This window comes from Endozoicomonas sp. ALC013 (genome assembly GCF_049310205.1).
GTDB lineage: Bacteria > Pseudomonadota > Gammaproteobacteria > Pseudomonadales > Endozoicomonadaceae > Endozoicomonas.
Genome location: NZ_JBLYNS010000097.1, coordinates 1 through 20188, shown reverse-complemented (window position 1 = coordinate 20188; position 20188 = coordinate 1). Strand labels below are relative to the sequence as shown.

The 20188-nt window shown below is 51.3% G+C and carries 12 protein-coding genes and 1 tRNA gene; 11 read left to right on the top strand and 2 right to left on the bottom strand.

Translation table 11 applies throughout. The features are described 5' to 3' along the window. Both ACO6V1_RS16295 and ACO6V1_RS16290 read left to right on the top strand, forming a co-directional pair. Positions 1-988 (top strand): hypothetical protein (locus ACO6V1_RS16295; RefSeq protein ID WP_422467667.1); only part of this gene is annotated, 988 nt, incomplete at its 5' end. 244 nt (positions 989-1232) lie between these two features. Continuing rightward, on the top strand, positions 1233-1643 hold the full coding sequence (locus ACO6V1_RS16290) for a type II toxin-antitoxin system PemK/MazF family toxin (RefSeq protein ID WP_422443729.1): 411 nt from the start codon (positions 1233-1235) through the stop codon (positions 1641-1643). A 1697-nt stretch (positions 1644-3340) separates the two neighbouring features. Here ACO6V1_RS16290 and ACO6V1_RS16285 read toward each other — a convergent pair. Next, a tRNA-Ile gene (locus ACO6V1_RS16285) sits at positions 3341-3417 on the bottom strand. A gap of 135 nt (positions 3418-3552) precedes the next feature. On the opposite strand from ACO6V1_RS16285, the gene ACO6V1_RS16280 reads away from it, so the two are divergent. The 5 genes from ACO6V1_RS16280 to ACO6V1_RS16260 all read left to right on the top strand — a co-directional run bounded on the left by ACO6V1_RS16280 (position 3553) and on the right by ACO6V1_RS16260 (position 15414). Further along, a complete protein-coding gene (locus ACO6V1_RS16280) occupies positions 3553-4224 on the top strand; it encodes a transglutaminase-like cysteine peptidase (RefSeq protein ID WP_422467665.1) in 672 nt (223 codons plus the stop codon). Positions 4225-4272: 48 nt separating this feature from the next. Beyond that, on the top strand, positions 4273-6219 hold the full coding sequence (locus ACO6V1_RS16275; protein ID WP_422467663.1) for a bifunctional diguanylate cyclase/phosphodiesterase: 1947 nt from the start codon (positions 4273-4275) through the stop codon (positions 6217-6219). 70 nt (positions 6220-6289) lie between these two features. Then, complete coding sequence (locus ACO6V1_RS16270) at positions 6290-10255, top strand: hypothetical protein (protein WP_422467661.1); 3966 nt, start codon at positions 6290-6292, stop codon at positions 10253-10255. Between the two features lie 244 nt (positions 10256-10499). Further along, the gene (locus ACO6V1_RS16265; protein WP_422467659.1) at positions 10500-14228 is read left to right on the top strand and encodes a hypothetical protein; all 3729 of its coding nucleotides are present in this window, start codon (positions 10500-10502) and stop codon (positions 14226-14228) included. A gap of 154 nt (positions 14229-14382) precedes the next feature. Next, complete coding sequence (locus tag ACO6V1_RS16260) at positions 14383-15414, top strand: DUF2333 family protein (RefSeq protein WP_422443719.1); 1032 nt, start codon at positions 14383-14385, stop codon at positions 15412-15414. Between the two features lie 297 nt (positions 15415-15711). Here ACO6V1_RS16260 and ACO6V1_RS16255 read toward each other — a convergent pair whose 3' ends face one another. After that, positions 15712-16404, bottom strand: a complete 693-nt coding sequence (locus ACO6V1_RS16255) for a hypothetical protein (protein WP_422443717.1) — start codon at positions 16402-16404, stop codon at positions 15712-15714. A 172-nt stretch (positions 16405-16576) separates the two neighbouring features. On the opposite strand from ACO6V1_RS16255, the gene ACO6V1_RS16250 reads away from it, so the two are divergent. The 4 genes from ACO6V1_RS16250 to ACO6V1_RS16235 all read left to right on the top strand — a co-directional run bounded on the left by ACO6V1_RS16250 (position 16577) and on the right by ACO6V1_RS16235 (position 19916). After that, a complete protein-coding gene (locus tag ACO6V1_RS16250; RefSeq protein ID WP_422443715.1) occupies positions 16577-17182 on the top strand; it encodes an HD domain-containing protein in 606 nt (201 codons plus the stop codon). Positions 17183-17471: 289 nt separating this feature from the next. Continuing rightward, a complete protein-coding gene (locus ACO6V1_RS16245; protein WP_422443713.1) occupies positions 17472-18095 on the top strand; it encodes a 1-acyl-sn-glycerol-3-phosphate acyltransferase in 624 nt (207 codons plus the stop codon). Between the two features lie 93 nt (positions 18096-18188). After that, on the top strand, positions 18189-18509 hold the full coding sequence (locus tag ACO6V1_RS16240) for a 2Fe-2S iron-sulfur cluster-binding protein (RefSeq protein WP_422443711.1): 321 nt from the start codon (positions 18189-18191) through the stop codon (positions 18507-18509). Positions 18510-18764: 255 nt separating this feature from the next. Beyond that, complete coding sequence (locus ACO6V1_RS16235; RefSeq protein ID WP_422443709.1) at positions 18765-19916, top strand: murein transglycosylase A; 1152 nt, start codon at positions 18765-18767, stop codon at positions 19914-19916. The last annotated feature ends 272 nt before the right edge of the window (positions 19917-20188 follow it).

The following is a 20188-nucleotide window of genomic DNA, read 5'->3' as shown; positions in this document are numbered from 1 at the left end:
ACCTTATTCCAGTATCAACAACGCCACAGGGCTCAAGCTGGATACAGACGATAAGGGGGCTCAGTTTCTCTCCATACTGGGTGCCGAGGATTCAGTATTAGGCCGTTTACCCATGACAGAGGTTGAACGGCAGCTATCCAACCTGAACAACTACACCACCCGCGAAAGAACAGAAGTCACCCAGGGCAGAGAGGCAATTCTTAAGAGCAAGGAACTTGCTGAAGGTGCGGCCGCAGCAAGGGATCTTGCCACCAGTGATAATGGTATTCTGTCCATGGGGTACACTCTGGATGACAACAACCGATACACTCGCCCAAAGTACGACCCGAACACCGGAGAGTCAAAAGGCTTTGAGGAGTACAACGCAGTTAAGGAAGGGCAGAATGCCTACGATGCGTTTATGGCAGAGTATGGGCCAAGGGAGGCCAGCAGTCGTGTAGTCTATGATCCGAACTTCAAAAATACCCAAACCGCACCACAGTTTGGCGGCTATGGATTGGGGTTTTCCACCCGCTACAGAACAGAACCAGAAACCACCACAACTCAGCCAGGCTATGACGATATTATCCGGTTAGCCAGGCAAGCCGCTGGTGGTGACAACGCAGCAAGCCAGTCAACAAGTGAACAGCTACCAGCACCAGATCAAACAGGTAAAACCAAAGCTGATGTTCTGGCAGAAGCCAACCGCATACGACAGCAGGCAGGCGAAGCAGCCCAAACCAATCAGCAAGGTTACGGTTCTGTTATGGGCGAGATCGGTCAACACGTTGAGGGCAAGTGGGACAGATACCAAGCCAACATCATTGCTCAGGGGCGCTATGGTACTGGTATCAACAATGAGCAAGCCGACGCTATGGCTGCATTCTTTGCGAAGAATCAGCGTTGGCCTGCATCCATGGAGGAACTGGAAGCATCCTACAAAATACCTGTAGGGCAACAGATCAGCACAAAAGGATTAGGAATACCGAACCCAATCAGCCAGTACTGAAAAAATCAGAGAGTCATTAAGCCATTAGCCGGGCATTACGCCCGGTTTTTTTTGCTTGCCACCAGTCACAGATACCGGAAAACTTTCCGACATCTCAGGCTATCGCACTGCATCACATCTAATCCGCAGAGAGTAACCAGCAACCCTTATCACTGGATTGCAGTACAATAGACCGGAAGCTGGGCGCATTGAGCCAGGATACACCCAATGACAAACATACACGGCATTTCTGATACGGAGTTTTATGGCAATCAAGTATCACCCCAAAGTGGGGAGTATTCTCATGTGCGACTTTTCACAGGGCTTTAAAGAGCCTGAAATGACTAAGAAAAGGCCTGTTCTGGTAGTCTCCAGCATAAGAAAGAGAGGTGGACTGGTAACAGTAGCCTGCATAAGCACATCAACACCGAACCCGGTTGAGCCCTACCATTACCTTTTACCCAAGGCCAGCATGCCCCGGATGAAGGAGTTTCAAGAGAAAGAAAGCTGGGTAAAAGCCGATATGCTCTACACCGTAGGCTTTCACCGGTTAGATCAAATCAGACTACCCACCAGGGGAGCCGATGGTAAGCGAATGTATTATCAGGACAGACTGGGTAGAGAGCAGATGCAAGCAATACGGAAATGTCTGTTAGCCGGTTTGGGTATTTCTTAACTGGCAAAATGCTGGGTTATGCTCTATATTTACCCATGTTCCCGCTCTGCATAGCATCGGGCTTTCGAGACTGCATTCAGGTACGTCCGGTGCAGCCAGTCTTGGAAATGGCGATGACAAGCTATCTAAGACTGCTGATCCAAGGCTCTATCATTCGTGGTAGGGCCTTTGTCATTTAAGGCCTTCAAGCTGGTGAACCACTGCCCGCAATTGCAGCGGAGTCAGTCGAACCAGATGGAGGCTTTTCTTTTTTGAGTCCAGTGTAACCAGCCAAAATCCTGACCCGTCAAAACATCGGGGCCCTGACTGATTAACCCGTTATTCAATGCCAATGCAGGGGGTGGGAACATTTCTCCCACCCTTAACCCAGACCCTGGGGAGTAGCGAATCGCGACGCCAGCCCGAAAACGGGCCCACCTTAACAAAGCAGATCGACGAGAAACCCGCACATCTTCCGGCAAGGCCAATCTACCCCGACCCGGGCAGATTGAAGCCAGGGCAATCAATCCATAACGGATAGATAGCTTTGGTTTTGTAGGTATCTCAATTCGCACCACTCCAGAAAACTCTATATCGAGAAAGGCATGTATGAGCCTGTCAGCAGCAGGTTTAAGCCATTACCCAATGGTACGCAGTTCGCACTATTGCGCACCGGCAAGCCACCAGCAGAAGCAGTCTGAAGTCATATAGCCGGTTTAGAAAAGTTCAGTCGGAAGCTATGGAATCAAGGATTGTCTGAAGTGGTAAGGCTAAAGAATACTGAGGGTAGTTCGCACTATAAGTTCGCACTCTGGTTCGCATTCAAAATGCTAAGTTATGTTAACTATTTCACAGCGGTACGCATTACGGTACGCACACTGGTAGCAGTAATGTACGCACCATATCTACGCACTACGCAGAGTTTCTACGCACTTTACGGCATGATTGCAGTAAAGCCCTACCCAACACCAGGCAGGATAAGCAAGCACTGATGTATAAAGCCCCCTGGCACCAGAGCAACAGGGGAGCAAGGGTGCATTCATCGTGCAGCCTGTCAGAGCCCGCACCCGCACACAGCATAGACCATGCTAATAGATCGGTCAGGATTCTGGCCCACCTTCAAAGCACCGTGCGAATGCTGGAGCCCGGAGCCACCAGCAGGGCCGGTTAGCTGTTACGCCGATTCTGTGTAGCAGGCCACCAGCAAGCCATTCATTACACCGGGTACTCGGAATATGTGCCCCCTTGAGCCAGAAGACAGCCAACAAACAGGAATCCTCAGGCTACACTTAACTGTGCCTTGGTACAGGCTGGCCAGCTACAAACGCCCAACCGGAGGGGGAACGGGAACATTAGCCCCAGATATACCGCCAAGGCTAACCCCTCCATCTTTCCCGTCAATCCAATCCCCAAGGTTTAAAGCACACAAGTGTACCTTTTCTGGCTCAAAGTGCGTTTTTGTACTTTCGCTGGCTACAAGGAATGTTGGCAAATGTTGTCATTGAGCAATGAATTAATTAGCCAGGCACGCGAAATCAGCGCGACGACCACGCGAGCAAGACGCGTGAATTTGAAGTGAGTAATTGAAAGGTAACAGCCGAATAGATGCCCGTTTAATTCGCTACCAGTCCGACAGAAAGAGGGCGCAAAAGTGGGCGCAAATAAGAATTTATAGTGAGTCAGTGAGTGAGTGCTTATCTTGAAAGCGTTGCTATACCTGGTGGGCCCAGAAGGACTTGAACCTTCGACCAACGGATTATGAGTCCGCTGCTCTAACCAACTGAGCTATAGGCCCTGAAGCGGTTGGATTATACGCATAGATTTACTCTGCCGCCAACCCTGTTATCGCCTTTTGACGGTTTTTCCTTACAGGCCCGGCTGATCACTGCCGACTCTATATAAGATCAGGAATCGGCTGGTAATATTCTGGATGCTATCCCACCTTCTTACATCCAAATGGGGACACTGGTTCGTTGCCGTGGTGCTGGCTGGCGACCTGGTGGTGGGTAAAGCGTTGGTGGATAGTGCCCGGGAACTCTACGGTGTCGCTGCCGCTGAACGGCTGACCCATTGGCAGAATCTGATGATCTACAGCAGGAAGCTGCCAGAACCCCGGAAGCTGGTTGAAGTGAATGACTTCTTTAACCGTATGCGCTTTGTGCATGATATTGACCACTGGGGGGAAGAGGATTTCTGGGCGACCCCGGTGGAACTGCTGGCCAGTGGCGCGGGTGATTGTGAGGACTTCTCCATTGCCAAGTATTTTACCCTTCGTGAGCTTGGCGTGGCCGATGAGAAGCTGAGGATTACCTATGTAAAGGCGGTTGAGCTTGATCAGGCTCACATGGTGCTCAGTTACTTCGCCGGTCCGGGGGAAGAGCCGTTGATTCTGGACAACCTGGTCAGTGAGATTCGTCCCGCCAGTCATCGCACAGATCTGGTTCCCGTTTATAACTTTAACGGTGACGGACTCTGGCTGTCCCGTCAGCGTGGTGAAGGGGTTCGCATCGGCGAGTCCAGTAAGATAAAGACCTGGACTGAGCTGCGCCGACGGCTGCAGAAGTCGAACAGTCAGGGACGACTGAATGACGGGAGCAGCTGATGGCTTATCCTGCTTTCCCCGGAACTGAAAAAGGACAGGGAGGCCACCATGACGCTACTTCGTGAACTGGCACTATCTTTAACTTTGCTGTTGATTCTGTTGTTTGCTGGCAGCTTCGTGCTGTCCGTCAATGATGCCCGTCATTACCTCCAGGAACAGTTGAACTCTCATTCCCAGGATACGGCCACCTCCCTTGGTGTTGCCATTGCTTCCGCCGGGGCTGGCAATATTGCCGGGATGGACTCGATGATTGATGCGGTTTTTGATCGTGGTTACTACCGGCAGATTCGTTTTACCGATATGTCGGGCAACGAGCTGGTCAACAGTGAACACCCGGGAACGCTGGAAGGTGTACCGGACTGGTTTGTGAAACTGATTGACCTGAAAACTCCGGCAGTCACCAGCGAGATTAACAGTGGCTGGGTGCCCATGGGGCAGCTTCTGGTAGCCAGTCATCCGGGTTATGCCTACCGCAGTCTCTGGTCCAAGGTGAGCAAAGATGCGCTGCTGTTCGGTATCGGTTTGATGGTTGCCATGGTCGGATTGAATATGCTGCTGGGTGTGGTACTCCGGCCTTTAACAAGGATGGAGCAGCAGGCGAACCGAATCTGTGACCGTCATTTTGAGATACAACCCGAGTTACCCAAAACCAGAGATTTACGCAGAGTGGTTCAGGCCATGAACCGGATGGCAGAGAAGCTGGAAAAGGCGTTCTCTGAGCAGGTGGCTCTGACAGAAGAACTGCGTCGCAAGTCGGTCAAGGATCCATTGACCGGATTACTCAATCGACGGGCCTTTAACCGTCGGATGAAGACCGTGTTAAGTGAAGACATCGGTGAGGCGGGTGCCAGTCTGGTCATGATTCAGGTGCGAGGGCTGGAGGCGCTGAACCGGTCTCATGGACAAAAGTTTGTTGATGACCTGCTGGTGACCGTCAGCTATTGGCTGGGCAAAACCCTGTTGGCCTGGCCCGAAGCTTTTTCTGGCCGCTGGAATGGATCCGGTTTTAGCGTGTGTGTGCCCGCCTGCAATGTCGATGAAATCCGTAAGGTGACGGAACGGTTATTCAAGGTTCTGGTGGCCATGGAGTTTTTCTCGTCACCGGAAGGTAGCAATAACCTGCATATTGTCGCAGTGACCCACCAGGGGCGTTGTTCTCCGGAGCTGCTGCTGGAGCATGGTGATCAGCAGCTGCTGGAACAAGAGGCCCGGGTTAAAAATTGCTGGGATGTGATGGATATCAGTGGTGAGTCTGGTTATCCGTACATGGGATGGAGTGACACTCAATGGGTCGAAGCGCTGGAAGAGGTAATGGCAAAAGGCCTTATCGAGCTGTATGGCCAGCCCATTAAGGGAGTGGATGGTGAAGTAGCGTTTACGGAGGTACTGGCACGGATAAAGCTGGCTGGTGAAGTGGTGTCTGCCGATGCCTTTATGCCAGTGGTTGAGCGCTATGATCTGCATGGAGCCTTTGATCGGGCGGTATTTTTTGCCCTGACGGATTATATGGATGACCGGGATGACTATCGAACCTACAGCCTGAATATCTCACCTTACTCCCTGATGGATGATGATTTTTATCACTGGTTACTGGATGCCCTCAGACTGCGTCAGGATCTGGCCAGGCGTCTGATTCTGGAAACGGCTGAGCGCTCGCTTATGCTGGTGGGGGAGCGGGTTGCAGAACGGGTGGATACACTGGTGGCAACCGGTTGTCAGTTTTCTATTGATCATTTTGGTGTGTCCAGTCAGGCGCTGACGTTCCTGCAGATGATCAATGCCCATTACCTGAAAGTGGACGGCAGTTTTGCAAGACAGTTGACGTCCAGCTATGAGAATCAACTGTATATAAGAACACTGTCCATGATGGCTGAGTCCCGGGATATGAGTGTTCTCGCCCAGGGCGTTGAACAGGAAGAGGCGTGGGAGGCATTAAAACAGCTGGGTGTTGCTGGTGGTCAGGGATATTATCTGGGGCATCCCGAGTTACTCTGAACTGTTCAACGGCCATGGAGGGAACCTGATCATCATTTTGAGGTCAAACGGCGGTATTTATAGTTAACGTGTGCAGGGGGGGATTCTGAAAGCAACCACATCAACCCGCTCCCACCCAAAGCCTGTCGGGGATCAACAAGCCGGTTCAGGCAGAATTCCTGGCAGCTCCAGAAGTAAATTCAACGGCAAAAAGGTTTCAAACCACCACTCCCGCACAGGTACCGCCATCACGCTGGATGATGGCAGGCGGATTGAGGATGCCTTTTGGCAGAAAAAACCATTACAAGGGCGTCCAATCAACACCGCTGATGTGCTTAACGCTTATGGAAAGGATAAAACATCTTTTAGAAGCGGCTGCTTCTTGCAGCAACTTTGCTTACAAAACATGCGACATGGCAATATCAAAGTGACCCCGGACCATGTTGTTCGGGAGCTCAGCCGAATGCCAGGGCGAAATGATAAGTGCCAAACAGCGATAGCACGCTTCAAAGAGGAATGTTGTCTGACGGGCCTCAGGTTGGATGGTCGGCTGGTCACACCGGATATGGTGATTAAGGATTTCCCGGAGAGTCGGCAAGGCAAGTTGGGGATGGCGCGCTTTAAGGAACACTGTTGCCTGAAGGGCCTGTCCTTGAGAGGCCAGAAGATTGCACCGGATACGGTGGTTAAGGATTTTCAGGCAATCAATGCCACGCTGGAGCTGGCGCGTTTCCAAGCGGAATGTTGTCTGAGGGGGCTGCCGCTGAATGGCCAGCCGGTGACACCGGAGGCGGTGATCAGGGCTTTCCCGGACAACCTGATGGGCAAACTGGGATTGGCGCGCTTTAAGGAACAATGTTGCCAAAAGGGCCTGGCATTGAATGGCCAGCAGATCACAGCGGATGAAGTGGTTAAGGGTTTCCCGGACAGTCCGCAGGGCCAGCTGGCGCTGGCACGCTTTAAAGCGGATTGTTGCCTGACAGGCAAGATGATGAATGGCCAGCCGGTGACACCGGATGAGGTGGCTAAGGCTTTCCCGGCCAGTCATGAAGGCAAACTGGGGCTGGCGCACTTCAAAGAGACCTGTTGCCTGACAGAGCTGCTGCTGAATGGCCGCCGGGTCAGACCGGAGGCCGTGGTTAAGGGGTTTCAGGCAGTCAACGCAACGCTGAAACTTTCCTACTTCAAAAAGGAATGTTGCCTGAGAGGCCTGACGCTGAATGGCCAGCAGGTTGCGCCGGATGAGGTGGTCAGGGAGTTTCAGGCAGCCAAAGCAACGATGTCGCTGGCGCACTTCAAAATGGAATGTTGCCTGAGAGGCCTGATGTTGCATGGTCAGCAGGTCTTACCGGAGTCGGTGGTTAAGGATTATCGGGCAGCCAACGCACCACTGGGGCTGGCACGCTTTAAGGAAAAATGTTGTCTGAGAGGGGTGGCGTTAAATGGCCAGCAGGTTACGCCGGATGAAGTGGTTAATGATTATCAGGTCGCCAAGGCAGAAGCGGAGCAGGCGCGCTGCAACGCAGAGGCTCGCCTGAAGGGGCTGTCGATGAATGATCAGCAGGTCGAGTATCAGGCAACCAAAGCGACACTGGAGCTGGCGCGTTTCAGAGCGGAATGTTGCCTGAGAGGGTGGTCGTTGAATGGCCAGCAGGTCATACCGGTGGCAGTGGTTAAGGGGTTTCAGGCCATCAATGCACCTCTGGAGCTGGCGCGCTTCAAAGAGAATTGTTGCCTGAAAGCTCTGGCAGTGAATGGTCGGCCGGTCACAACAGAGGAGGTGGTTAAGGGTTATAAGGACGCTAAAGCACCACTGGAGCTGGCACGCTTTAAAGCGGAATGTTGCCTCAGAGGTCTGGCATTGAATGGTCAGCAGGTCACCACGGATGAGGTGGTTAAGGATTTTAAGAGCGCTAAGGCACCACTGGAGCTGGGGCGCTTCAAAGCAGACTGTTGTCTGCTGGGCCTGCTGTTGCATGGCCAGCTGGTCACACCGGATGAAGTGGCCAGGGATTTTCCGGATAGTCGGGAAGGCAGACTGGGGCTGGGGCGCTTCAAAGCAGACTGTTGCCTGAAAGGCCTGGTGTTGCATGGTCGGAAGGTTACACCGGATGAGGTGGTTAAGGGCTTCCCGGATAGCCCGGAGGGCAGGCTGGCGATAGCACGCTTCATGGAAATGTGTTGCCTGATGGAGCTGCCACTGAATGGTCAGCAGGTCACGCCGGATGCAGTGGTTAAGAGTTTCCCCAGTAGCTCAGATGGCAGAATAGGGTTAGCGCGCTTTAAGGAGCAGTGTTGCTTTGGAGGCCTGATGTTGCAGGGGCATCAGGTCGTACCGGATGAGGTGGTCAGTGATTTCCCGAATAATCGGGAGGGAAAACTGGCGAGGGTGCGCTTTCAAGGGGCGTGTTGCCTGAGAGGTCTGGCGTTAAATCGTCGGCAGGTCACACCGGATGCCGTAGTCAAGGATTTTAAACGTGGTGGCTGGTTGCTCGAAAGCGCTATTTTTCAGACCCGGCTGGCATTGAATGCAAGAGAATTGAATGGCTCCTATCTGGATAACGCGCAAGTATTGGCAGCGTTTAATGAAGCACCCGGAGATCATGCTTGCAGGCAGGCTGAGTTCCTGATGCACAGGTTGAAACAACATCAGTGGTTCGATGAAACCAACGAGGCTCAGGAGATCATTCAACAGGCCTGGCAAATATTAAACAGTGCACCGGTAAAAGATGAGCAGCATCGGCTGCAATGTATCCTGAAATTCATGGCGATGCAGCATGAGCTGTCGATTGATCAGCAGCGAGTGTCAGCAGAAGAGGTGCTGCAATCCATGAAAACACTCAGGAACTCATTTAAGAATAAACGCACGCATTTCTTCTTTCTGGCACATTGCTATATCAAGAGACAGACGGTTGATGGACAAACCATCCGCAGGGATCATGTTCTGGAGTGCCTTCAGGGTTTTCCTGAAAGAAGTAAGTTGCGCCATGCTTTAGGCCACTGGTTTGCACGATTCAGCCCTGAAGCCAATATCATGAATGAGTTCCTGTTCCAACAGGAACGGGCCGCAGCCCCAAGGCGTAATAGTCCCCACAGAACCGCAGTCCCTGCCACTCAGACAGTGGCCACCAGTGCGGCTCAAGTGCCGAAGCAATGGTCCATTGAACCGGGTTTCCTGAACAGGCATCCGCAGTTCAATGCGCTAACACTACAAACACTGGAGATTATTCAGGAAATCAATGGTTCTTATCGCAATCCCCCCATTCTGATTACCGGTTCCTACGCGCGTTTTTTACAGAACCGCTGCTCATCATTCAATGATATTGACATTATCTGTACGGCGGCAGAACCTGCCAGGACACTGTTTGACCGGCTGCAGGCACTTAACAGCGACAAAGCCTCGGAAATTCCCAAAAACATCGTCATCTGGGACGTTCCGGGATGTCCGGAGATTCAACTGCCAAAGGCCTACAATATTCATCTGAAAGACGGTGATTTGGGTATGAAAGCGATGGGGATTCAGGTCAGTATTGATGCGAGAGTCACCGATGGCAATGCCTCACGATGCGCTGTTCAGGTTCCTGGCGTTGAGAGGCTGGTGTGGTGTCTGTCGTTTGCCGAAGAAACCCGATTACTGAACAACACGCTGGAATATCTCGCGACAAACCTTGATCCACTGACCAGAAAATTGCAAAAGGGAGAGGTATTTTACCTGCCCCGAACCATTCTTTTTAACACTCCCGAAAACCCCGGGGAATATATTTATGGTTTGCTGATGCGCTCTTTGCTTAGTCTGCATAAAGCCAGGCAGTTTATCGATCTGCACTCTGAAGACAGACCCGGAACACCGATCCAGAATAAGTTGCTGCAAGAACAACGACAACAGTTGTATATGCTGACGGCCAATCTGCAAACAAAATTGTCTGGCCATGTTTGTCGCAGTGATTTTGAGCACAGAGTGAACAACTGGTTATCAACCACCCATCATGTTAATGAATATGAGTTCAAAAGAAGGGACTTTATTACGGCACTGCTGGCGATGATGCAGTCAGAATAAGAAAGGCGTGAACCTGATCATCATTTTGAGGTCAAACGGCGGTATTTATAGTCAAAGTGTGCAGGGCTCTATTCTGAACGCAACCTCATCAGCCTGCTCCTACCCAAAGCCTGTTGGTCGGTTGGGCCAACAAGCCCATTCAAGCGGAATCCGTGACCGCGCAGGCAGTTCATTTAATAGCAAAAAAGTCTTAAACCATCCGTCTTATAGAGATAAAGCTACCACCCTGGATAAAGGCAAATGTATGGAGAATGCCTTTTGGCAAAAAAAACCATTACAAGGACGTCAAATCACCTCGGCTGCTGTGCTCTGCACCTATGGGAATGAAACAACATCTCTGAGAAGCGGCTTCTTCCTGCAAAAGCTTTGCCTGCAGAACATCTTGCATGGCACCAGAAAAGTGAGCGCAGACCAGGTTATTCAGGAATTCAACCGGCTGCCGGATCGGAATAATAAGTACAAATTAGCGATAGCGCGTTTCAAAGCAGAATGTTGCCTGAGAGGTCTGGTGTTCAAAGGCCAGAGGGTGGCACCGGATGTGGTGGTCAGGGATTTTGAGGCTATCAAAGTAACGCTGGAGCTGGCGCGCTTCAAAGCGGAATGTTGCCTGAGAAGTTTGCCGTTGAAAGGCCGGAAGGTCATACCGGATGGAGTGGTTAAGGAGTACCCGGATACTCCGGAAGGCAAACTGGGGCTAGCACGCTTCAAAGCGGAATGTTGCCTGAGGCGGCTGCCATTGAAGGGCCAGCAGATCACACCGGATGAGGTGGTTAAGGAGTACCCGGATACTCCGGAAGGCAAACTGGGGATGGCGCGCTTCAAAGCGGCATGCTGCCTGAGGGGGCTGTTATTGAATGGCCGACCAATCAATGCAGATTTGCTGGTTAAGGATTATCAGGCAATCAAGGCAACACTGGAACTGGCACGTTTCAGAGCGGAATGTTGTCTGAAGGGGGTGCCGTTGAATGGCCAGCCGGTCATACCGGACGCGGTGGTCAAGGGCTATCAGGCAGTCGGGGCAACACTGGAACTGGCACACTTCAAAGTGGAATGTTGCCTGAGAAGCATGCCATTGAATGGCCAGCAGGTGACACCGGAGGAGGTGGTCAGGGATTTGCAGTCCACCAGAGCAACCCTTGAGCTGGCGCGCTTTAAAGAACAATGTTGCCTGAAGGGGATATTGCTGCATGGTCGACAGGTTACACCGGATTCTGTGTTCAGGGAGTTTCCGGATACTCCGGAAGGCAGGTTGGGGATAGCGCGCTTTAAACAGGAATGTTGCCTGAAAGGGCTGGTGTTGCACGGCCAGCCGGTCACACCGGAGGCGGTGTTGAATAGCTTCCCGGGCAGCTCAGAAGGCAAGCTGGGAATAGCGCGCTTTAAACAGGAATGTTGTCTGAAAGGGCTGGTGTTGCACGGCCAGCCGGTCACACCGGAGGCGGTGTTGAATAGCTTCCCGGACAGTTCAGAAGGCAAGCTGGGGATAGCGCGCTTTAAACAGGAATGTTGCTTCAGGGGGATGCGGTTACATGGCCAGCAGGTCACACCCGAAGAGGTGGTTAAGATTTTTCCGGGTAATCCGGAAGGCAAACTGGCGATAGTGCGCTTCAAAGTGAAATGCTGCCTGAGGGGCCTGTCGTTGTATGGCCAGCAGATCACACCGGATGCAGTGCTTATGAATTTTCCGGATAGTCCGGAAGGTAAACTGGGGATAGCGTGCTTTAAGGAGCAATGTTGCCTGAAGGGGCTGTTGTCCAATGGCAAGCAGTTCACCCCGGATGTGGTGGCCAGGGATTTTCGGGCCGCCAAAGCACCACTGGAGCTGGCACACTTTAAAGAACAATGTTGCCTGAGGGGGCTGGCGTTAAATGGTCGGAAGGTCACACCGGATGAAGTGTTCAGGGATTTTCCGGATAGTCCGGAAGGCAGACTGGGAGCCGTGCGCTTCAAGCAACAATGTTGTCTGAGGAGTTTGCCGTTGAATGGCCAGCAGATCACACCGGATGAAGTCGTCAAGGGTTTCCCGAATAGCCCGGAAGGCAAAGTGGCGATAGCGCGCTTCAAGGCGGAGTGTTGCCTGATGGGCCTGATATTGAATGGTCGACAGGTCACACCGGATGAGCTGGTTAACGATTTTCAGGCAGCCAGAGCACCTCTGGCGCTGGCTCGCTTTAAAGCGGAATGTTGCCTGAGGGGGCTGCTGTTGAATGGTCAGCAGGTCACACCGGAAGAGGTGGTTAAGGACTATGAACGCAGTGGCGGGTTGCTCGAAGTCGCTATTTTTTATTCTCAGCTGGCATTGAATGCCAGGAAATTGAATGGCAACTATCTGGACAACAAGGATGTATTGGCAGCATTTAATCAAGTTCCCGGAGATCATTCCTCAAGGCAAACCAGGTATCTGATGCAAAGGCTGCAGCAAACTCAGCAGTGCGATGATATCAATGAAGCTCAGGGTATACTGCAAGAGGCCTTGCAAATATTAAACAACGTACCGGTTAAAGATGAGCAACACCGACTGCAATGTCTCTTGAAATTTATGGCTATGCAGCAAGAACTGACCATTGATCATCAGGGCGTTTCGGCAGAACAGGTACTGGAATCCATCAATGCACTGAGGAGTTCATTTCAGAACTCACGCCTGCATTTTTTCTTTCTGGCCCACTGCTACATCACCCGGCAGCCTATTGATGGACAGGAAATCCATCAATACCAGGTACTGGAATGCCTTCAGAGTTTTCCTGAAGGAAGTAAGCTGCGCCATGCTTTAGGCTGCTGGTTTGAAGAGTGCAGCTCCGAGGCTTTGGTAATGGATGGTTTACTGTTACGGGAAAATGCCGTGGACTCATGGTGGAACAGTGACAGCTTTAATGGATACGAAGCCTCAGCCAGTCAACAAAAGGCTTCTGTTGTCGTCAGTTGCCAGTACCCCGTATCGAAACAACAGGGTATATACAACTCCCGGTCTGGCAGTTTGCCCCGGGATGCAGCAGAAAGTAAGTTCACCACCGGGGCAATGACCGCCAGTGTGGCGCAAACTCTCTGGCAATGGTCAGGCAGACCGGTATTCCCGCACATGCCGGTTATGCGGTTAAATGCGCTAACGTTGAAAGCACTGGAGATTATTCAGGAAATCAATGTTTCCTGTACGCATCCCCCCATTCTGATTACCGGCTCTTATGCCCGTTTTTTACAGAACATCTGCCAGGTATTTAATGACATTGACATTATCTGTACGACAGAAAAAACGGCCAGACTGCTTTTTGATAAGCTGCAGACGCTGAACACCGACCGGGGCTCTGAAATTCTCAAAAGTATCATTATCTCGCCAATCCGGGGATGTCAGGAGATTAAGCTGCCAAGCGCCTACAATATTTATCTTAAGGACGGGGATTTCGGGATAAAAGTGATGGGGCTTCAGGTCAGTCTTGATGACAGGGTCGTTTATGGAAATGCGGCACAATTAGCCGTTCACGTCCCCGGTGTTGAGAGGCCGGTATGGTGTTTGTCCTTTGCTGAGGAAACCAGGTTACTGAACGATACGCTGGAATACCTCGCTGAGCACCTGAACCCGCTGACTGAGCAATTGCAAAACGGGCCGGTATTTGACGTACCTCGAACCCTTCTGTTTAACAACCCCCAAAATACCGGGGAACGCATTTATGGCTTGCTGTTTCGCTGCCTGCTTACCCTGAATAAAGCCAGGCAGTTTATCGCTCTGCACTCTGAAGACAATCCCGACAGCTGGAGTCATCAGCTGCAAAAAGAGCAACAACGCCTTTATGCACTGACTGAGAACCTGCACATGAAATTGCTCCGCCATAGTTGTTTTCATGATTTTGAGCACAGGGTGAACGACTGGCTGGCAACAACTCATTATGTGAGTGATTACCAGATCAAGAGAAAGGCGTTTGTTAAAACACTGTTTGCCATGATGCGCCCTGGAGAAGATCGGGTGAACTCAACTCAGTGAATTTTTATCACTGCACTCGCAACAAAACCCCAACAGGCTCTAACAGAAACTCGCACAACCACAATTATTAGAGGATAATGGCCGCTTGGAAGCGCATCCATATTGGAACGCCATATTCAGGATAAATGTCTGAGCGGTGACGAACGGGGAAATTATGGCGCTGGAAAAGATGAAATCGGCTTTTCAGTCGGGTATGCAGAAAATGTCGGGTCTTATCTATGGTAAAGCCCTGGCCGTTGGCACTGGCGTATTGATTCTGTTTCTATCACTTGTTGGCTGGTACTGGAGTCAGGAGCCAGACCTGTTCTCAGTAAAGGCCAATGCCGAAAAGCTGGCCACTGATAATGCTCAGGCTGTCGTCACTGGTTATACCACAACAGCAACACTCTATACCCTGGCGAATACGCTGCTGAATAAGCCGGGTGGTTTCCTGCGTAATGACATCATGCCACCGGGCGTACTGATGGATAATATGCCCAATTGGGAAGTGGGTGTTCTGATTCAGGTGCGTGATATGGCCCGGGCCCTGCGCAAGGACTTCAGTCGTTCCCAGTCGCAGTCAAGGGAAGACCAGGATCTTGCGGTGGCCGAGCCGCAGTTTAATTTTGATGCCAGAAGCTGGATTCTGCCTTCCAGTGAGCGGGAATACCAGAGGGGCATTGATAAGCTGAACAGCTATATGACCCGTTTGTCCGATCCCAATGACTCGGCGCAATTTTATGCCCGGGCCGATAATCTGACCCGCTGGTTGGGGGACGTAGAAACGCGCCTCGGCAGCCTTTCCCAGCGTCTGAGTGCCAGTGTTGGTAAACCGCGTTTGAATACCGACCTTTCCGGCGAGGCGGCTCAATCCACCGACAGTGCTGTATTGATTGATGTAAAAACACCCTGGTCACAGATTGATGATGTTTTCTATGAGGCTCGGGGCACTTCCTGGGCTCTGATACATCTTCTCAGGGCGATAGAAGTGGACTTTGCTGACGTTCTGGACAAGAAAAATGCCACGGTCAGTGTCCGACAAATTATCCGCGAGCTGGAGGCGACCCAGGATGCGGTTTGGAGCCCGATGATACTGAATGGTTCCGGTTTTGGCTTGCTGGCAAACCACTCTCTGGTGATGGCTAATTATGTCTCCCGTGCGAATGCGGCGATTATTGATCTGCGGCGTTTGCTGGAACAGGGTTAGGGCCTGTTGACGTTTCGTTGCGTGCTCAGTGGCTCAGAAAGGCGTCATATGCGCGAAAGACTTGTGCAGCGCGTAGTTATTCTACGCCAAGCAAGTCTGACAAAGCAGATGGCGCCTTTCTGAGCCACCCTTCGGGCGTATCAGGGCGCCCCTATGACTTCGTTGCGACATTTTGAAAGGCAACCAGCCTTCCTGCAATGCCGCGCCTCGTCATAGGAGCGCCCTGATACGCTGAGCACGCAACGAAACGTCAACAGGCCCTTATGATGGGGGAATTCAATTCCCCCTGCTTTTGCTTCAATTCTGAATCCATCGCTTAGTGGTATCAAACAGCTTTACGGTCATATCAGTGACAGGCTTATAGGGTTTGGTCGCCTGGTAAGTGGCGTGGCAAATGTTTTCATACACATGAATGGAGAGCTGTTTTCCCGGAATAGTCACCGTTTCAACAATAAAAAGTGCGACACTGGCTATCGCCGGAAATATTGAGCCCTTAAGCGTTTTTGGCAAGGTCTCATAGGGCAGAGCCAGCCATGTAAAGACTTTTTGTGCATGACTGACGGTGTATTCTTTAAATGATTTTTCTGCCGGGCAGGGTCTGATACTTGCTTTTATTGCTGCAGCTACTCCCGTCATCGCCCCGGTAAGCGCTCCAATGCCGGTAATGGTCATTACTGTGACGTAATAACCGGCAAAAATGCCCGCATGCAACAAAGTAGTACAGACTCTCAGTGGGGTGCACAGTGCCCCGGGAACTTTTGACAGCAACCATTTACCATGACGTTTTACCCTGGACATAAACGTTTCTGTTTTTTCGATAACCTCACAGGTTCTAGCGGCAAGCCCATCACTTTTTCCTGAAGGTGCGTTACTTTGAGAGCAAGCTTCAGTGGTGGTATTCGAGCACTCTTCAGATGATTCTTCGTTGTGATAGACATGCTCAGGAGAGTGGCTGTGAGCAAAGAGAGTGCTGTTTATAGATGGGGTCATCGGGCATACCAGGTGGTTAATTCGACTATGTTTTGAGTGTTCTGCCGGTTCTGCTCAATGACCAGCTTCTTTTATAACTGATTGATTTTAAAATCGATGGTTAGTTGCTGGCTTAGTGTTCTGTTAGGCTTTATGTTCTTAGACGCAATATTAGTAATATGGTTCAAAATTTATGTCTGTTATTTCCTCAAGGCTTGGACAGCAACTGGCTTTTATCAAGGAGCTGGATAAACTCAAGGCGGTTTATCGAAAAACCATGGTAAAGCCTGATAACAGCCGACAGGAGAACAGTGCCGAACATAGCTGGCATATAGCGGTGCAGGCGATGACCCTGCAAGAGTACGCTGAAGAGCCGGTTGATATTGGCCGGGTGATCAAGATGCTGCTGCTCCACGATATTGTGGAAATTGATGCCGGAGATACATTTGCGTTTGCTGCGGCTACCGAGCTGGCCGGTCAGGCAACTAAAGAAATGGCAGCGGCAGAGCGCCTGTTCGGGCTATTGCCACAGGAGCAGGCCGATGAGTTCAGGGCGCTCTGGCTTGAATTTGAGCAGGTACACAGCCCGGATGCCCGCTTCGCCAAAGCCATGGACTGCCTGTTACCCGTAATCCAGAATATGGACAGTGAGGGTGGTACCTGGGCAAAGTATCAGGTTACCCGCAGTCAGGTGTTGAAACGGAATCAGTATCTGGAGCACCTGGCCCCCAAACTGTGGTGTTATGTTCTTGAACAGATTGATCAGTCTGTCCGTAATGGCTGGCTTCAGGATTGTTGATCTGGGGAAGCGCCCTGGTACACCATTTCAATGAGTTTGATGGGTTGTCGTGCCTCCGCACTCCGTTCGTCCTGAGCCTGTCGAAGGGCGGAAACTCCGGACTCTGATATCGTGCCAAGCACCCTTCGTCCGTGCATCCTGAGCGGAGCCGAAGGACGCTCAGGGTGAACGGAGATTGTACACGTCAAACTCATTGAAACCATGTACAAGTTTAACAAGGTATTTACCGACTGACGAAGTGCAACAAAAGTGACATACTGCCGCGCTTTCCTGCTTTAGCAAGTTAACTATGCAATCGTCCTTCACCAGCAACTACCTTCCCAAAAACCGGTTCAAGACAGGCCTGGGGCACTTTGTCCTGTGGTTACTTGGCGGATGGAAAATTGAGGGAAACCTGCCGGAACACCTCAATAAATACGTGATCATCGTCGCTCATCACACATCAAACTGGGATTTTGTTATCGGCGTTGCGGTTAAGCTGGTAACCCGTATACGTGTCCGGTTTTTTGCCAAGCACTCGCTGTTTTTCTGGCCCCTGAGTGTGTTGATGCATCGGCTTGGCGGTATTCCCATTGAGCGTGATAAATCCATCAACCGGGTTGATCAGGCCATCGCAGAGATCAACAGCAGTGACCACTTCGTGCTGGCTATCGCACCTGAGGGCACCCGGTCAAAGGTGCAAAAGTGGAAAACCGGTTTTTATCATATAGCGAATGGTGCCAACGTTCCGGTTGTACCCATTGCCTTCGATTTTCAGCAGCGCAAGGTCATTATGGGTGCGCCTATGTCCATGTCCGGAGATATTCCCTCGGACTTTGCCAGAATGCATGAGTTCTTTCTCTCTCATCCGGGCAAGCATCCTGAGCTTGGCTGTGATGGACCCTTTGAAACGCCCGGTATATACAACAAATAATGTCCGGGCGGTTTGTCTGGCAGGCGGTCACTTTTCTTTCCGTGGTGAGTCCGATAGAGTGAAACAGCAATAAAAAGACAATAAAGGACTCCCATGCCTCTGATTCAGTTTGTTACTCACGACGGCAACCAGTATGAAGCCGACATCGACTCAGGTAGTACTTTGATGCAGGGTGCCGTTGATAACATGATCGATGGCATCCTCGCAGAGTGTGGTGGTGCCTGCTCCTGTGCCACCTGCCACTGTTATATTGATGAAGGGTGGATTGAGATGGTCGGTCCGGCTGAAGGCATGGAGCAGGAAATGCTGGATGTTGTCCGTGAGCCGAGAGCAACCAGCAGGCTGAGCTGCCAGGTTGTCGTCACTGATGAAATGGACGGCATGGTGGTTCATTTGCCTGAGTCTCAATATTAAATTCCTCTATTACATTGATCAGGAAGTGGGCAAATTGATGAGTGGTATGCCAGAGCCTGTTGTTTCTTAACAACTCGACGTAGTATAAAGAGTGATCAGGGGGCGTTCTGGTCACATGGGAAATTGAGAACGCCCCGGCTATCCGGGCAACTGTGCAAGCAGTTGCCTGCACAACAGGCCAAAAAATATGGTTTAATAGGCAAGCTGATTCAGCACCTTCCTCTAATTCACCGTTCTCAACCAGAAGCACTCAACGTGACCTTTGCATTCCAGCACTTCAAACACGCTACCTCCGGTTTTTCCAAGTCAGTCACCGGCAACGTTTTCAGGTTTATTCCCCTTCTGTGCTCTCTGTTATTCAGTGGTTGCGGGCTGTTGACCAAAGCGTCGGAACGACAGCCGGTAACATTCAGTGAGCTGGAGGGCTGGAGCCAGCAACAGGCCATTGCCGTAAGACCGGCGTTGCTGAACAGTTGCCAGCATCTGAACCGTTCGGTGCTGACCGACAACAGCCCCTGGGGTAACTACCAGCAATGGCAATTGCTGTGTAAGGAGCTGATGCAAACCCCCGACCGTCAACTGAAAACCTTTTTTGAGCAAAACTTTACGCCTGTCCAGCTCTCTCCCCAGAAACAAGGCCTGTTTACCGCTTATTACTCCCCGGTTATTCCCGGCAGTCTGAAACCATCGGAAGATTACCCAATCCCGTTACTGAAACTGCCCCACGATCTGGTCAAGGTTCGCCAGGCTGACTTTGGACTCAGTGGCCCGGGACTGGTTGGGCGGGTTGAGAAAGGCTTCCTGAAACCCTATGGCAGTCGGGCAGAAATCAATCAACAGACAGCGAAAGCCAGCGATGTGCTCCTGTGGCTGAGCAGCCCTGTTGATAAGTTCTTCCTGCAGATTCAAGGATCAGGGAATGTAGAACTGCCTGACGGTAACATTATTCATGTTGGCTACGCCGGTAATAATGGCCACAACTACGTGGCCATTGGGAGGATACTGAAACAGAAGGGGGAACTTGAAGAAGTATCCATGCAAACCATCCAGTCATGGCTGGAAAACCATCCGGACCAACGGGAATGGCTGCTCAACCAGAACCCTCGCTACATCTTTTTCAGTTTTTCTGAGGAAGGTGCCATCACCGCTCAGGGTGTGCCTGCTGCCCCGAAAAGAACACTGGCTGTGGATCCATCTTATATCCCCCTCGGCCTGCCGGTATGGCTCGATACCCGCCTCACCGCCACCGGAGAGAAATTCCAGCAGCTGATGGTTGCCCAGGATACCGGCAGTGCCATAAAGGGTCCCGTCCGGGGAGATATCTATATGGGCGCTGGCAACGATGCAGCCTTGATTGCCGGGCCACAGCAGGAACCCGGTAAGCTTTATGTGTTGATTCCCCGATAACCTGCTTTTCGTGATAAATCTGCCTGGCCCGCATATTTCATAAACGCTGCTACAGCTCGAATGATTAATTTTTTTTGAACAAACATAGCCTGTCAGATCGTAGCAGCGTATTTCTCTGCGGTGATATTGTGTCCCGCCATGGCTTTTTGTCAAAAAACATACCGATTTGCCTGACACCATGGGCACTGAACCCTCAACCTCTTTCAGCTGATTCAATAAAACGCCTGCCAACTTAAAAGTTGTGTCTCTTATCCCGGTTTGAGGACAGGCAA

Bases quoted from the DNA above. Each gene is read 5' to 3' on its own strand.
- ACO6V1_RS16290 (WP_422443729.1), top strand. From the start codon at position 1,233: ATGGCAATCAAGTATCACCCCAAAGTGGGGAGTATTCTCATGTGCGAC.
- ACO6V1_RS16280 (WP_422467665.1), top strand. From the start codon at position 3,553: ATGCTATCCCACCTTCTTACATCCAAATGGGGACACTGGTTCGTTGCC.
- ACO6V1_RS16275 (WP_422467663.1), top strand. From the start codon at position 4,273: ATGACGCTACTTCGTGAACTGGCACTATCTTTAACTTTGCTGTTGATT.
- ACO6V1_RS16265 (WP_422467659.1), top strand. From the start codon at position 10,500: ATGGAGAATGCCTTTTGGCAAAAAAAACCATTACAAGGACGTCAAATC.
- ACO6V1_RS16260 (WP_422443719.1), top strand. From the start codon at position 14,383: ATGGCGCTGGAAAAGATGAAATCGGCTTTTCAGTCGGGTATGCAGAAA.
- ACO6V1_RS16255 (WP_422443717.1), bottom strand. From the start codon at position 16,404: ATGACCCCATCTATAAACAGCACTCTCTTTGCTCACAGCCACTCTCCT.
- ACO6V1_RS16250 (WP_422443715.1), top strand. From the start codon at position 16,577: ATGTCTGTTATTTCCTCAAGGCTTGGACAGCAACTGGCTTTTATCAAG.
- ACO6V1_RS16245 (WP_422443713.1), top strand. From the start codon at position 17,472: ATGCAATCGTCCTTCACCAGCAACTACCTTCCCAAAAACCGGTTCAAG.
- ACO6V1_RS16240 (WP_422443711.1), top strand. From the start codon at position 18,189: ATGCCTCTGATTCAGTTTGTTACTCACGACGGCAACCAGTATGAAGCC.